This is a genomic window from Flavobacterium sp. ABG (genome assembly GCF_001027725.1).
GTDB lineage: Bacteria > Bacteroidota > Bacteroidia > Flavobacteriales > Flavobacteriaceae > Flavobacterium > Flavobacterium cupriresistens.
The window spans coordinates 65,407-80,835 of the sequence record NZ_LEKS01000006.1 but is presented as its reverse complement, the minus strand read 5'-3'; the positions used below and the strand labels follow the sequence as shown (position 1 = coordinate 80,835).

Annotated in this window: 13 protein-coding genes; 9 read left to right on the top strand and 4 right to left on the bottom strand. The window is 35.7% G+C overall.

The window, feature by feature from the left end; translation table 11 throughout:
• The first annotated feature begins 104 nt into the window (after nucleotides 1-104).
• The 9 genes from AB674_RS08015 (at nucleotide 105) to AB674_RS07970 (ending at nucleotide 9,895) form a co-directional block, all read left to right on the top strand.
• Nucleotides 105-896, top strand: coding sequence for a TrmH family RNA methyltransferase (locus AB674_RS08015; RefSeq protein ID WP_047775492.1), 792 nt, complete (start codon nucleotides 105-107; stop codon nucleotides 894-896).
• A 19-nt stretch (nucleotides 897-915) separates the two neighbouring features.
• Nucleotides 916-2,451 carry a serine hydrolase gene (locus tag AB674_RS08010; RefSeq protein ID WP_047775490.1) on the top strand — a complete coding sequence of 512 codons (1,536 nt, stop codon included), beginning with the start codon at nucleotides 916-918 and terminating at the stop codon, nucleotides 2,449-2,451.
• Between the two features lie 350 nt (nucleotides 2,452-2,801).
• On the top strand, nucleotides 2,802-5,021 hold the full coding sequence (locus tag AB674_RS08000) for a RelA/SpoT family protein (RefSeq protein ID WP_047775487.1): 2,220 nt from the start codon (nucleotides 2,802-2,804) through the stop codon (nucleotides 5,019-5,021).
• Nucleotides 5,022-5,059: 38 nt separating this feature from the next.
• Nucleotides 5,060-5,602: a hypothetical protein gene (locus AB674_RS22120; protein WP_082210612.1), complete on the top strand. Its 543-nt coding sequence runs from the start codon at nucleotides 5,060-5,062 to the stop codon at nucleotides 5,600-5,602.
• 184 nt (nucleotides 5,603-5,786) lie between these two features.
• Nucleotides 5,787-6,245 carry a Fur family transcriptional regulator gene (locus AB674_RS07990; protein ID WP_047775485.1) on the top strand — a complete coding sequence of 153 codons (459 nt, stop codon included), beginning with the start codon at nucleotides 5,787-5,789 and terminating at the stop codon, nucleotides 6,243-6,245.
• 92 nt (nucleotides 6,246-6,337) lie between these two features.
• A complete protein-coding gene (locus tag AB674_RS07985; protein ID WP_047775483.1) occupies nucleotides 6,338-7,609 on the top strand; it encodes an adenylosuccinate synthase in 1,272 nt (423 codons plus the stop codon).
• 57 nt (nucleotides 7,610-7,666) lie between these two features.
• Nucleotides 7,667-8,248 carry an NUDIX domain-containing protein gene (locus AB674_RS07980; RefSeq protein WP_047775482.1) on the top strand — a complete coding sequence of 194 codons (582 nt, stop codon included), beginning with the start codon at nucleotides 7,667-7,669 and terminating at the stop codon, nucleotides 8,246-8,248.
• Nucleotides 8,249-8,375: 127 nt separating this feature from the next.
• The gene (locus tag AB674_RS07975) at nucleotides 8,376-8,945 is read left to right on the top strand and encodes a hypothetical protein (protein WP_131701526.1); all 570 of its coding nucleotides are present in this window, start codon (nucleotides 8,376-8,378) and stop codon (nucleotides 8,943-8,945) included.
• 86 nt (nucleotides 8,946-9,031) lie between these two features.
• Nucleotides 9,032-9,895 (top strand): L,D-transpeptidase, encoded by an 864-nt coding sequence (locus AB674_RS07970; protein WP_047775479.1) that lies wholly within the window; start codon nucleotides 9,032-9,034, stop codon nucleotides 9,893-9,895.
• 405 nt (nucleotides 9,896-10,300) lie between these two features.
• Here AB674_RS07970 and guaB read toward each other — a convergent pair whose 3' ends face one another.
• From guaB to AB674_RS07950, 4 genes are all read right to left on the bottom strand, one after another.
• Nucleotides 10,301-11,773: an IMP dehydrogenase gene (gene guaB, locus AB674_RS07965; RefSeq protein WP_047775477.1), complete on the bottom strand. Its 1,473-nt coding sequence runs from the start codon at nucleotides 11,771-11,773 to the stop codon at nucleotides 10,301-10,303.
• Nucleotides 11,774-12,438: 665 nt separating this feature from the next.
• Nucleotides 12,439-13,839, bottom strand: coding sequence for a DUF5723 family protein (locus AB674_RS07960; RefSeq protein ID WP_047775476.1), 1,401 nt, complete (start codon nucleotides 13,837-13,839; stop codon nucleotides 12,439-12,441).
• Entirely contained in the window at nucleotides 13,836-14,390 is a 555-nt protein-coding gene (locus AB674_RS07955; protein ID WP_047775474.1) for a hypothetical protein, read from the bottom strand. Before AB674_RS07955 ends, AB674_RS07960 begins: the two co-directional genes overlap by 4 nt.
• 84 nt (nucleotides 14,391-14,474) lie before the next feature.
• On the bottom strand, nucleotides 14,475-15,341 hold the full coding sequence (locus AB674_RS07950) for a hydroxymethylglutaryl-CoA lyase (protein WP_047775472.1): 867 nt from the start codon (nucleotides 15,339-15,341) through the stop codon (nucleotides 14,475-14,477).
• Between the last annotated feature and the right edge of the window lie 88 nt (nucleotides 15,342-15,429).

Genomic DNA, 15,429 nt, shown 5'->3' with positions numbered 1-15,429 from the left:
GCACCTCAAAAAAAAACTCTGTCACTTTGCAACTCAACCCCTATACAACTTTAAAAAAAATCTCAGTACCTTAGCCCCTCAAAAACTTAGTTCCTTTAAAAAAAATGAAACAAATTACCTCAATACAAAATCCGTTTATCAAATCGCTTGTTTTACTTCAGGAAAAAGCAAAAGCCCGCAAACAAACCGGAACATTTTTGATTGAAGGCCTACGTGAAATTTCTATCGCCATAAAAGGAGGGTATGAAATTGAAACCGTTTTATTTTTACCCGAATTAGTAACGGAGAGTCAAATCAATAAAATTGTTACTTCACCGGTTCAACTTATTGAAATCAACAAAGAAGTCTATCAAAAATTGGCTTATCGCGATACTACAGAAGGCATTTTGGCAGTAGCCAAAACCAAATCAATGCAATTATCGGATTTAAAATTATCCGATAACCCCTTAATTTTAGTCGCCGAAGCTCCGGAAAAACCCGGAAATATAGGAGCTCTTTTACGTACCGCAGATGCTGCTAATTTGGATGCCGTTTTAATTGCCAATCCAAAAAGCGATTTATACAACCCTAATATTGTGCGTTCCAGTGTAGGTTGTTTGTTTACCAATCAAATTGCCACAGGAACTACCGCAGAAATTATCGCTTATTTGAAAGAAAAAAAGATTGATTTTTACTGCGCAACGTTGCAAAATTCGACCTCTTACCACACACAAAATTTCACAACTCCAACCGCTTTGGTTGTCGGAACAGAAGCCACAGGTCTGACACAGGACTGGCGTGATGCAGCTACACAAAATATCATTATACCAATGCAAGGCGAAATCGACAGTATGAACGTGTCTGTTGCGGCAGCCATTTTAATTTTCGAAGCCAAACGCCAAAGAGGATTTAACTAACACCAAATTTTAAATAATTATGAATTACAAAGTATCACTTTTAGCTTTATTATTTAGTTTTTCAGTTTCAGCACAAATCACCAATCAGGAGGTCGATGAATTGGTCAATCGAACGATAAAAGCCTTTGATGTCCCCGGAATTTCAGTTGCAATTGTAAAAGATGGAAAAGTAGTTCTGGCAAAAGGATATGGCGTAAAATCCGTTATAACCCAACAAAAAGTAGATGCCAACACCTTGTTTGGAATCGCTTCAAACAGTAAAGCCTTTACAAGTGCCGCACTGGCTATGTTGGTAGATGAAGGCAAAATAAAATGGGATGACAAAGTCGTAAAATACCTGCCGGATTTTAAAATGTCAATCGATTATGTAACGGAAGAATTTACAATCCGTGATTTACTAACCCACCGCAGCGGACTTGGACTTGGTGCCGGAGATTTAATGATCTGGCCTGATGGAAGTGATTTTACCGCTAAGGATATCATTCATAATTTACGCTATTTAAAACCGGTTTCCAGTTTTAGAACAAAATACGATTATGACAATTTAATGTACATCATTGCAGGTGAAATTGTGCATGTTGTAAGCGGTCAAAGCTGGGCAGAGTTTGTCGAAACCCGCATTATGAAACCGTTGGAAATGAACGAAAGTGTCGCTTCGATAAAACGCCTTAAAGATACTTCAAACGTAATTACGCCTCACGTTCCTGTTGATGGAAAGTTAAAAACAATCAAAAGATACGAAAACCAACTTTTCGACGGAGCAGCCGGAATTTATTCAAGTGTAAACGATTTGAGCAAATGGGCAATTTTACAAATCAACAACGGAAAATATGGTGATAAACAACTGTTTTCAGAAAAAGAGCACGACGAAATGTGGCAATTACAAACCATTATCCCTGCCAAAACAAGACCTCCTTACAATACTCATTTCTCAGGATACGGCTTAGGTTGGTTTTTGAATGATGTAAAAGGCTATAAACAAGTTTCTCACACCGGTGGTTTAGAAGGAAACGTAACACAAACCACTTTAATTCCGGAACTGGGTTTAGGAATTATTGTTTTAACCAATCAACAATCAGGAGCAGCGTTTAGCGCCATTACCAATACGATCAAAGACAGTTATTTAGGCATCAAACCCGAAGATTATGTAACGCTTTACAGCAACAGAGTAAAAGCCAACGAAGCATCTGCCGATAAAGTTACCGATGAAGTTTGGGCCACGGTTGCAAAAAACAAAAAAGACAAACTTAAAACAGATTTTAGTAAAATTACAGGAAGCTACCAGGACAATTGGTTTGGAAAAATCACTATTACAGAAAAAAAAGGAAAAGTATACTTTGCTTCTCAACGTTCCCCACAACTGGCAGGCGAAATCTTTTTCTATAAAGACGGCAACTATGTCGTAAAATGGAACAATGCATTTTTCCATGCCGACGCTCATCTCTTATTTAAATACGATGAAAGCGGAAAAGTAGCGAATCTAAAAATGCTCCCTATTTCTGAATTAACGGATTTCAGTTACGACTTCCAGGATTTAGATTTTACTAAGGAATAGTTTTCAGTCGCAGTTTTCAGTCTCAGTCTCAGTTCTGCGTTTTCAATTTAACTTTGAAAACGCAGAACTGAGATTTTTTTTTTTAATTCTTATCCCACGTTCTAAACCGGACTGAAAACTGAGACCGAGACCGAGACTGTCAGGCTGAGCGAAGTCGAAGCCCCCTATTAACCTCACAAGCCTTCGACTCCGCTCAGGGTGACAATCGTTTTCAAAAAAAAGCATTTCACACCTCTAAATTTCTGCATTATTCCCTTCAAAAAACTAAAATCTAAAATCTGAAATCAACACGCTATTCCCTTGCGTATGTTCTAACTTATTCTTATTTTTAGTACTTGAACTATGCCGTTATGATAGAAATAGATATTGAAAAAGAAAACAAAGCAATTGCCCAAGAATATAAAGAATTACTTCGGATTAGCTACCAGACTTTATCACCTACCGACAAAAAACTGATCCGAAAAGCTTTTGATGTAGCAGTTGATGCACATAAAGAGCAGCGACGCAAATCCGGTGAAGCCTATATCTTTCATCCTATTGCTGTTGCAAAAATTGTGGCCTCCGAAATTGGTTTGGGAGCGACCTCTATTGCTGCCGCTTTATTGCACGATGTTGTAGAAGATACCCCAATAACGGTGGAAGATATTGAGCGTCTATTTAATCCAAAAGTAGCGCAATTGGTTGAAGGACTAACCAAGATTTCGATGGTTCAAAGAGATTTGAATGCCTCAATGCAGGCAGAAAATTTCAGAAAAATGATTCTGACGCTTAACGATGACGTTCGCGTGATCTTGATCAAACTGGCAGATCGTTTGCACAACATGCAGACTATGGATTCCATGGCCGAATACAAACAAACCAAAATTGCCTCAGAAACCCTGTATATTTATGCGCCACTTGCCCACCGTTTAGGATTATACAACATCAAAACAAAACTGGAAGATTTAGGTTTAAAATATACCGAGCCGGCAGTTTACGAAGATATTGTCAGCAAAATAAGAGAAACCAAAGAAGAACAGGATGCTTACATCAAAGACATTTCTGATGTTTTGAAAAAATCTTTAGACGCCGAAAATGTGGATTACATTATTAAAGGCCGTCCAAAATCGATCTATTCGATCCGTCGAAAAATGCGTGCTCAAAATGTAAGTTTTGATGAAGTATACGACAAATTTGCCCTTAGAATAGTCTACAAATCAGATCCACACGATGAGAAATTTATCGCCTGGAAAATTTATTCTATCGTAACCGATCATTACAGACCCAGCCCAAGTCGTTTACGCGACTGGATTTCCTCTCCCAAATCAACAGGTTACGAAGCTCTGCACATTACCGTTATGGGACCAAAAGGCCGTTGGGTTGAAGTACAGGTTCGAAGTGAACGTATGGATGAAATTGCAGAAAAAGGATACGCAGCCCATTACAAATATAAAAATGGAGCCACAGAAGAAAGCGGATTAGATGTTTGGTTGAATTTGCTTCGCGAAGCTTTAGAAAATCAGGAGACAAATGCGGTTGATTTTGTGGAAGATTTCAAAATGAATTTATACTCAAAAGAAATCTTCATTTTTACTCCAAAAGGAGAAATAAAATCATTACCAAAAGGCGCCACTTCGCTTGATTTTGCTTTTAGTATTCACTCCGAAATTGGAATCAAAACCAGAGGAACACGTGTAAACGGACGTCTTGTTCCTTTAAATCACGAGTTAAAAAGTGGTGATCAGGTTGAAGTTATTACATCTGCAAATCAGAAACCAACGATAAACTGGCTGGAATATGTAACCACTTCCAGAGCAAAAACCAAGATTAAAAATGTTCTGAACGAGAACACTAAGAAAATCGGTGAAGAAGGAAAAGAATTACTTACCCGAAAACTGAAACATTTAAAAATAACCATCAACGAGCAGGTTATTAATGAATTAGTTAACTTTTTCAAACTAAAAACAAGTTTAGATTTATTTTACAGAGTTGGAATTGGCGCTATTGAGAATCAGCAATTGAAAGATTATGCTGCTCAAAAAAGCAACACCTTTATCAATTTCTTTAAAAATAAAATCAAAAGAAATAAAGATACCGCTGCCGACGACATTCATAAACCTGTTATAAGCAGCAATTATGATATGTTGGTTTTTGGAACCGAACATGACAAACTCGATTATAAACTTTCGCAATGTTGTAACCCGATTCCGGGGGATGATGTTTTTGGATTTGTAACCATAAACGAAGGAATTAAAGTCCACAAAAAGGACTGTCCAAATGCGATCGGAATGCAGTCAAATTACGCCTACCGTATCATGAGTGCCAAATGGATCGATTCGTCTCAGGAAGAATTCAAAGCCATTATCAACATTACCGGAATGGACGTTTTAGGACTTACAAACCAACTGACAAGAGTAATTTCGAACAATATGAGTGTCAATATTCAGAGTATTTCTTTGAGTACCGATGCCGGAATTTTCCACGGTCAGATTGCGGTGATTGTTCAAAACAACACCATTTTGAAGAAAATGATTAATGCCATTAAAAAAATTGACGGAGTCGACAAAGTAACTCGCGAATACCGAACCTAAACCGATACTCCTACTCTATTTATACTAAAATTATACTGATGAAAAATAATTCCTTAGAAATTCCGAAATTAAATTTTGACGCAAATGGAAGTCTCGTAATTGTCGCTTCTGAAACTTCCTCAAAACATGATTTTGACTTTTTTCAGGGAAAATCTATTATTCAAAACAGAAAATTAAAAAAAAGATTTGCCAATTGCACCGAATGGATTGAATTTCCCTCCACACAGGAAATGTACAAGATTCTAAACGGAATTGGTAATATTGATAATTTTCTCGCCACGTTTAATGGCGAACCTTTTGAAGGAATGACAGTTCGTTTGTTTAATCCCGCCACAAAATTGTGGAGTATTTATTGGTCCGATTCAACAACGGGGGTTTTAGACCAACCTGTAATCGGTTCCTTTGAAGACAATGTAGGTCACTTTTTTTCAGAAGATACTTTTGAAGGCCGAAACGTAATTCAGGTATTCCGTTGGGATGCCCGCGATAAAAAAAAGCCAATCTGGAGCCAGGCCATGAGTGACGATAAAGGCAAAACATGGGAATGGAACTGGTTTATGTTTATGACAAAAACCAACTAAAAATTTTGTTAGTATTATCTCAAATAAAAATAAATATGTTAATAAAGCGAACTTAAACCGGTAAAAAAAAGTAACGCAAAACCCTTAAACAAGAGCTTTTGCCACACATAAACTCCGATTTGAAAGTTAAACTTTAAACCTGAAACTTTTATTCATTAAAATAAAAAATTATCTTTGCCAGATTATGACACTAATTTCAACTGACAATTCTAAAAATCAAGAAATTGTAAAAAATGTTTTTACGATGTATCTTGAGCAAAAAGGGCATCGCAAAACTCCTGAGCGTTATGCTATACTTCAGGAAATTTACGATAGCGAAGAGCACTTTGATATAGAAAATCTTTATATCAAAATGAAGAACAAAAACTATCGTGTGAGTAGAGCAACTTTATACAACACGATCGAGTTATTGTTGGACTGCGCTTTGGTTAGAAAACATCAATTTGGACAAAATCAGGCTTACTATGAGAAGTCTTATTTTGATAAGCAACACGATCACATTATCATGACTGATTCCGGTGAAGTGATCGAATTTTGTGATCCAAGAATTCAAACCATCAAAAAAACAATCGAAGAAATCTTTGACATCGAGATCACCAATCACTCTTTGTATTTCTACGGGAATAAAAAACAAAAACAATAGTCCGAAAGGAATTATTTTAAAAATAAAAGAAGAAAATTAACTACATTAATCAGTAGGGCAATTTAAATTGTCTCAACGCAAATTAAAACAGAATGACCGTAGACTTATTACTAGGATTACAATGGGGAGATGAAGGTAAAGGAAAAATTGTTGACGTTCTTACCTCTAATTATGATATTATTGCACGTTTTCAAGGAGGACCAAATGCAGGACATACATTAGAATTTGACGGAATCAAACATGTATTAAGAACCATTCCTTCCGGGATTTTTCATAAAAAATCAGTAAACATCATTGGAAATGGTGTTGTAATAGATCCGGTAGTTTTTCAAAAAGAAATCGAAGGTTTAGCAAAATTTAATCTTGATATTAAATCTAAATTGATCATTTCAAGAAAAGCACATTTAATTTTACCAACACACCGTTTGTTAGATGCCGCTTCAGAAGCATCAAAAGGAAAAGCAAAAATCGGTTCTACACTTAAAGGAATTGGCCCAACTTATATGGACAAAACCGGTAGAAACGGATTGCGTGTTGGAGATATCGAATTAGAAGATTTCAAAGAAAGATACAGAGCATTAGCAGACAAACATGAAGCAATGATTGCTTTTTATGATGTTGCGATCCAATATAACTTAGACGAACTTGAAAAAGAGTTTTTCGAAGCTATTGAAGAATTAAAAAAATTAGACTTTATTGACAGTGAAGAATACATGTACCAAGCTCAAAAAGCAGGTAAATCTATTCTATGCGAAGGAGCTCAAGGTTCTTTGTTAGATGTTGATTTCGGAACTTATCCTTTCGTAACATCTTCAAACACTACTGCAGCCGGAGCTTGTACTGGTTTAGGAATTGCTCCTAACAAAATCAAAGAAGTATACGGAATCTTCAAAGCTTACGTTACACGTGTAGGTAGCGGTCCATTCCCAACAGAACTTTTTGACGAAGTTGGTGCCACTATGGCAAGAGTTGGTAACGAATTTGGTTCTGTAACAGGAAGACAAAGACGTTGTGGATGGTTAGACTTAGTAGCTTTAAAATATGCTGTTCAGGTAAATGGTGTAACTCAATTAATGATGATGAAAGGCGATGTTCTTTCAGGATTTGAGACCTTAAAAGTGTGTACGGAGTACAACTACAAAGGAGAAAATATTTCTCACTTTCCTTACAACATCGAGCCGGAAAATGTAACTCCGGTTTACAAAGAATTCAAAGGATGGCAAGCTGACTTAACTGGAATGACAACTTACGATCAATTGCCAATTGAGCTAAAAGAATATATCGAATTTATTGAAGCAGAAGTTGGAGTGCCAATCAAAATTGTATCGGTTGGACCAGACAGAAAGCAAACAATAACGAAATAATTAATACTAAACGCTCTGATCATCAGAGCGTTTTTTTTATGCAAAACATTTTCTCCTATGACAAATCCTAAAATTAAAATAACCGAAACTAAATTATTATCAGACAATTGGTATACTTTAAACAAAGTAACTTTTGATTATCAATTAGGAAATAACGAAACAGAATCCCACATCCGTGAAGTCTACGATCGCGGGAACGGAGCTGCCATTTTACTTTATAACAGAACAAAGAAAACGGTAGTGCTAACGAGACAATTCCGCATGCCAACTTTCCTTAACGGAAATAAGACCGGAATGATGATCGAAGTTTGCGCCGGACTTTTGGATCAGGAAAATGCAGAAGCAGCCATCCTTCGCGAAACCGAAGAAGAAACCGGATACCGATTAAGCAAAGTAGAAAAAGTGATAGAAACCTACATGTCACCGGGTTCAGTTACGGAAATATTATACCTTTTTATCGGTGAATATGACGAAACCATGAAAGCAAACGAAGGTGGCGGATTGGATCACGAACAGGAAAATATCGAAGTTTTGGAATATACTTTTGATGAAGCTTACAAAATGATAGAATCCGGTGAAATTTTGGATGCCAAAACGATTCTTTTGCTACAACATGCTAAGATAAAAGGGTTGATTTAGTATTTAAACCTATTTATTTAACACATAGAGACATAAATCTAGAGCTAACATTTTATATATTATGGTTTTCCTGCAAGGTCAGAAAAAGACCTTGCAGGAGACAACACACACATTAAATACTATTTTTATGAATCAAAAAACCGAAATCAATATTTGGCAAGAATTTACCAAAGAAACCGGAGGTGCTTTTAAAAAAGGACATTCTTCTATTTCTGATTCAACAACAATTGAATATAAAAACTGGACAATAACATTCGATAATTTTACGATTTGGTCCGGCAAATACAGCTCAGAAATGACAAGAGTCGTAACTCCAATTACTTTTGCCTCTCCATTTAGGTTTGAAATTTACAGAGAGGGATTTCTTCGTAAAATTGAAAATTTTCTTGGAGCACAAGATATAAAAATTGGACATCCTCAATTCGATAAAGCTTTTACCATTAAAAGTGATAATGAGTTCAAAGTAAAAACGCTGTTACGAAATAAAGAAATTCGAAATAAAATCGAATCTCAAAAAGATGTCAATATTCTAATCTCAGATCAAAAGGGAATCTGGGAAGAAAAATTAACCGAAGGCAACTATGAACTATCATATTATACAGACGGCAAAATTAATGATTTAGAAATCCTAAAATCCCTAGTTACTCTTTTCAAAATAATATTGGATGAATTATATCAAATGAATTCAATTCACTAAAAATGCAAATCAAATAAACTATTTCAGGAATTGTGTAATTAATTCCGGCATTAAAAACAGAACTTTAGTACTCTAAAATATTCTGTATGAAAAAGTTACACAACACCCCATTCGTTCTGATTTTAATCCTCTTGATTTTATTTTCTTGTAAAAACGAACGCACTACCAAAACTACAATTAAAGAGAAGAAAACGATAACATATAAAAAGCCTGAATCTTCAGTTTCCTACCACTTTGAAAACACCAAAGAATGGCTAAAAACAAACAAGGCCGACAGCAGTAAGTTAAGTATTGCTTGCGCCGTAAACCGAACTGACAAGGCCAACCTTACCAAAATGGACTCTATTATTGTCCCAACTGATTTTAGCGGTGACTTGGTTTATTACCTCCCTTTTCCATTGCATGTTGCTTCTTTAGAAAACGTCTCAAAAGTCCTGATTTTCTCTTATCCGACTCAAACATTTGCCGCTTATGAAAACGGCGAATTGGTTTATACCGGTCCAACCAATATGGGAAGAAAAAAAGACCCAACACCAACCGGTTTATTTTTCACCAATTGGAAAGCAGAAAAAACAACCAGTACTTTTAATGATGAATGGGACTTAAAATGGAATTTTAATATCGAAAATAAACTGGGCGTTGGTTTTCATCAATACGAATTACCGGGTTATCCTGCGTCTCATTCTTGCTTAAGACTTCTTGAAAAGGATGCTAAATACCTATACAAATGGGCAGACGAATGGATTTTGAAAGACAGCGAAAATGTAAAAGTAAAAGGAACTCCGGTTATTGTTTTTGGCAATTATCCGTTTGACGGACCAAAACCCTGGTTCGAATTGGTCAATGATCCGAAAGCATTGACAATTTCGGAGTCAGATATAGACAAACAAGTTGAACCTTTCCTAAAAAGTATTTTAGACAATCAAAAAGTTCGAGAAACTGCTCAATAATTTTTTTTCTAGGAGAATTGTATTTTTTTAAAGTTTGAACATTGATTTCTAACAAAGTCGCAGCGTCGCAAAGTTTTTTATTACTTTTCATAAAACCCTGTTATTTCATGATCATCCTCAAAAGGTAATCATAAATTTGTCATTTCGAAGCATGAGAAATCACACACGCAGCTCACGCCCAGTTTGTCATTCTGAGGAACGAAGAATCTTCGTTCGCTGAATCAATTGTCTTGAGCTTTACTTTGCGGAGTTTCTTGTGAAGATTCTTCGTTCCTCAGAATGACAAAGTTATGGAAAAGGTTTGCGGAGTTTCTTGTGTGATTTCTCATGCTTCGAAATGACAAAAAAAAAAGGCTGTTTCACGAATCGCGAAACAGCCTTTATATCTCTATAAAAAAACTCTAATTATCTAGAATAATTTGGAGCTTCTTTAGTAATAGTAACATTATGCGGGTGACTTTCTGTGATTCCGCTAGAAGTGATTCTAACAAAACGTCCAGTCTCTTGCAAAGTTGGAATATCTTTTGATCCACAGTATCCCATTCCGGCGCGAAGACCACCAATGAACTGAAGCATACTTTCGTTTAATTCTCCTTTGTAAGGAACACGACCAACAATTCCTTCCGGAACTAATTTTTTAACGTCGTCTTCAACATCCTGGAAATAACGATCTTTAGATCCACCTTGCATGGCTTCAACAGAACCCATTCCACGGTAAGATTTGAATTTTCTTCCTTCGAAAATGATTGTTTCTCCCGGAGATTCTTTTGTTCCTGCTAATAATGAACCTAACATTACACAGTCAGCTCCGGCAGCGATAGCTTTAGGAATATCTCCTGTATAACGAATTCCACCATCTGCAATTACCGGAACTCCTGTTCCTTTTATAGCTGCTGCTACTTCAAGAACCGCAGAGAACTGAGGAAAACCAACACCGGCAACGATACGAGTTGTACAGATAGAACCAGGTCCGATTCCAACTTTTACACCATCTGCACCATTTTCTACTAAATATTTAGCCGCTTCGGGAGTTGCGATGTTACCTACAATTACATCAATATTTGGGAATTTTGTTTTTACTTCTTTCAATACATTCACAACACCTTCTGTATGTCCGTGAGCGGTATCGATGATAATAGCGTCTACTCCTGCAGCAACTAAAGCTTCTGCTCTTTGAACAGCATCTCCTGTAACTCCAATTGCAGCAGCTACTCTTAAACGTCCAAAAACGTCTTTGTTTGCGATTGGTTTTTGAGTTAGTTTGGTAATATCTCTAAAAGTTATCAAACCAACTAATTCGTATTTATCATTTACAACCGGTAATTTTTCGATTTTGTGGCCTTGTAAAACTACTTCTGCCTGCTCTAATGAAGTTCCTTCTGCAACGGTAACCAAGTTTGTGCTTGTCATTACCTCAACAATAGGCTTGGCACCATTTTTCTCAAAACGCAAATCACGGTTTGTAACGATCCCTTTTAAAATTTTATTCTCATCAACAATTGGGATTCCACCAATTCCGAATTCTTTCATTGCATTTTTTGCATCTGCAATTGTTGAAGTCAACGGTAAAGTTACCGGATCGATAATCATACCTGCCTCAGCACGTTTTACTTTTCTAACCTTTGCAGCTTGCTGCTCAATCGTCATATTTTTATGCAAAACACCAATTCCGCCTTCCTGCGCCATAGCGATTGCCATTGCACTTTCGGTAACGGTATCCATAGCAGCTGATACTATTGGAACGTTTAATGTAATGTTTCTTGAAAATTTTGATTTGATGCTCACTTCGCGTGGAAGCACATTCGAGTAGTTAGGTACTAATAATACATCGTCATAAGTTAAACCTTCGCCGATAATCTTGGAGTTGTGTGCTATCATGTTGCAATTTCTAGTTGAATTGCGTGCAAATGTAGTGAATAAATTGGAAACTTGTTCACTAACTTATTCATAAAATTTAATTTACAAGAAAGAACTTACAAATAAAAAGCGCTTGATTCTGCATTATAACACCGCTAATGCTAGCGTACAGAATGGCACAAAGACGAGATAAATAACTTATTTTTTTGAACCATATAAGTAATGTAAGCTCATTTAAATTTTGCTTTCTTTAAAATGAACTAAAAAAACTCGTATTCAAACCAATTAAAACAAGCTATTATATGAATTTACATTACTTATGGTGACTTGATTTTTTAAACCATATAAGTAATGTAAGTTCATTTAAATTTTGCTTTCTTTAAAATGAACTAAAAAAACTAGCATTCGCACCAATTAAGCCAAGCTATTATATGAACTTATATCACTTATATAGTTTAATATAGCATTATAACATTCTAATTTCTTCAATCATGGCGATTGTAAAGAATAGCACATAACCAAAAATAGGTCACTTAAATTTTTGAACCATATAAGTAACATAAGTTCATTTAAATTTTGCTTTTTTCTAAAATGAACTAAAAAAACTCCTATTCGCACCAATTAAGCCAAGCTATTATATGAACTTATATCACTTATATGTTTAAAACACATCACAGTAAAACACATCATTCATCACTATCCTGAAAAACAAAATTAAATCCGAATTGAAATGCCAGACTTTTGGCTTTTGTAACATCTTTATATTCCAAAACATTATTGACAAGGGCATAAAGATTAAATTTTCCGATAGTTCCGGAAAGCCCTAAACCGATATTTTTCTTAGAAAAAGTATCAAATGTATATGTAACTTTTGCATCCAGTTTTTCAAAAATACTACGCTGATAAAAAGCGGTAAAAGCAGCAAAAGGGGCTTTTGGCATTGACATCACAAACAACTGACCTCCCACGGCGTTTACATATTTTCTCCCCACGCTTCCTTTACAATTACAATCTTCATCTGAGCGGGATTCTCCAAACGAATATTGCGTAGAGGAGTAAAATTTAACCGGTCTCCAGGTGGTGTATTTCGAATAAAGTGTATCGCGTGGAATGGCTTTTTTGAACTCATCAAAAGCATTTTCAGGGTCATTAGTACCCGAAAAAATAGGATTTACACCATCATACTTGTAAAATCCTTTGTACGTATAAGTTTGAACATCCTTGGATTGTTTAATAAAACCGACATCCACAACACTCGCTGTAAATTGAAGATTTTCTTTAAAATAATACGTAAGTCCGGCATCGAAACCGAGGCCTAAACTTCCGTCAAGAAAGGTATTACGGGCAAGATCGCTTGCTATATTTCCATTATAATCGTCTTCTCTAAAACTAGCAATTCCGGCAGTTCTGATTTCGACGTTGGAGGAAATAGCCTGATTGTAAAAATTGGGTGTTCCCGCATTTTGTCCGGTGTAAATATAACCCGAATTCTTTGTCGCTGTTATGTTGGCACCACTTGAATAAATTTTAGCACGACCACCAAGAACTAACTTCTCACTTACCTTTTTATGAAATCCGATGTGAAAAACAGAAAGTACTTCTGCTTTAAGATTTAAATCTCCTAAATTGAATGATTTTCCAATATGATCCCGATTTCCATCTAATGCCAAAACAGCTACATCTTTGGGAAAATACATCAAGAAATCAAATTCCTGATACACTCCAAACGAAACATACGATTTACTGTCCCTGTCTCCTACTCTAAAACCTCCTGAGAATACTTCGAGCTGTTGATTGATATGTGTTTTATCCGTATTCGATGATCGGTTTACGATGCTTCGAACTTTATCATTAAAATCAACTCCATTATCAGCGAATAAATCATAGGCCGAAAAGCTCTTTGATCCTATATTAGCAGAAACTCCGGACAATAACGGAACTCCAAAATAAAATTTGTATGACACATCAGCACCCGGATTTACAAGTGATGATTGCGGAATAGAAGTGAAATTATACAGTACTTCTTTGTTCTGAGAAAAAGAGGAAAACTGAAAAAGCATTATTAAAATTAACCCTATCTTCTTCATTCTATTTCCATATAAACTGTTGCACCTGATCTCAATTTTAAACTTCCCGGACTATTTTCATTTAAAGGTGGCCCAGCGTCCATTTGTAATACAAAGCCAGCTTTAGTTGTTTGCTTTAACAATGCTAATCTTTGATTTTCAAACACTTCTGTAGGGTACTTTATTACATTTGAACTCCCTGAGTAAGCAGGAACTAAAAGTGTTATCGTTTCCAGCGTTTTGTTATCCTCACTAATAAGCAATAATTTTACCGTGAAAGCTCTGTTTATCGTATTTTCAATTTCAAAATCAAACTCAGCTTTCACCACATCATCCCGTAAAAACTTTTCCTTAAAAACATCAAACTCCTGTACATCAGATGTAATTATTTGCTCAACTCCATTATCAACAAATTGATTCGCGGGCACATTAAAATAAGCCAAATTACCGACCAAGACTGGTTGCAACTTAAAGTCATCAACTTGATCAAAATTTAAATCACTTGAACAGGAAACGAAGAATAAAGAAAAAATAATAAATGGAAGTATTTTATTTTGAAAGTACAATTTCATGACTACCTGATAATTAGATTTAAAGAACTCCAAATTGAGAGTTACTGATTATTATTTTCTATGTCAAACAAAAATACTTCATTTTTAATGATATTTCCCAAACAATTTTGACGCTTCATTATAAGCACTTTCAAAACTTAAAGAATTTAGTTCTGTTCTTTTTTTGTTTGCGGTAAAATAAGAAATCAACTTTTCGGTAGGCATATTTCCGGTTAGTTTATCAGTAGCCATCGGACACCCGCCAAACCCCTGAATAGCACCATCAAAGCGGATGCAACCTGCTTTATACGCGGCATCTATTTTCTCAAACCAACTATCGGGCGTCGTATGCAAATGCGCTCCGAATTCTATTTGTGGGTATTTCGGAATTAAATTCGAAAAAAGATACGTAATCACTTCCGGTGTAGAACTTCCGACCGTATCGGAAAGCGATAAGATTTTCACTCCCATTTTAGACAACTTTTCCGTCCACTCTCCCACTATTTCAACATTCCACGGATCACCATACGGATTTCCGAAACCCATAGAAAGGTAGGTTACTACTTCTTTGTTTTTTTTATCGGCAATTTCAAGAATTTCTGATAACGTAACTAAAGATTCTGCGATAGTTTTATGTGTATTTCGCATCTGAAAATTCTCTGATATAGAAAAAGGAAAACCCAGATACTGAATCGGTTCGTGCTCTGAAGCTGAAATGGCGCCTTGCGTATTTGCAATTATAGCCAAAAGCTTACTGGTTGTTTGAGATAAATCAAGCTGAGCCAACACTTCTACCGTATCCTGCATTTGCGGAATCGCTTTTGGAGATACAAAACTTCCAAAATCAATGGTATCAAATCCTACTCTAAGCAAAGCTTGTATATAGGAAACCTTATTTTGAGTCGGAATAAAATCCTTGATACCTTGCATAGCATCACGTGGACATTCGATAATCTTAATTTCTTTATTCAAAGCTTATTCTTTTATGAAGGCTAAGTTAGTTTCTTTTTTAAAGAAATAAAAACTATAATTTTCTTTAATGCTAAAATTACATGATTGT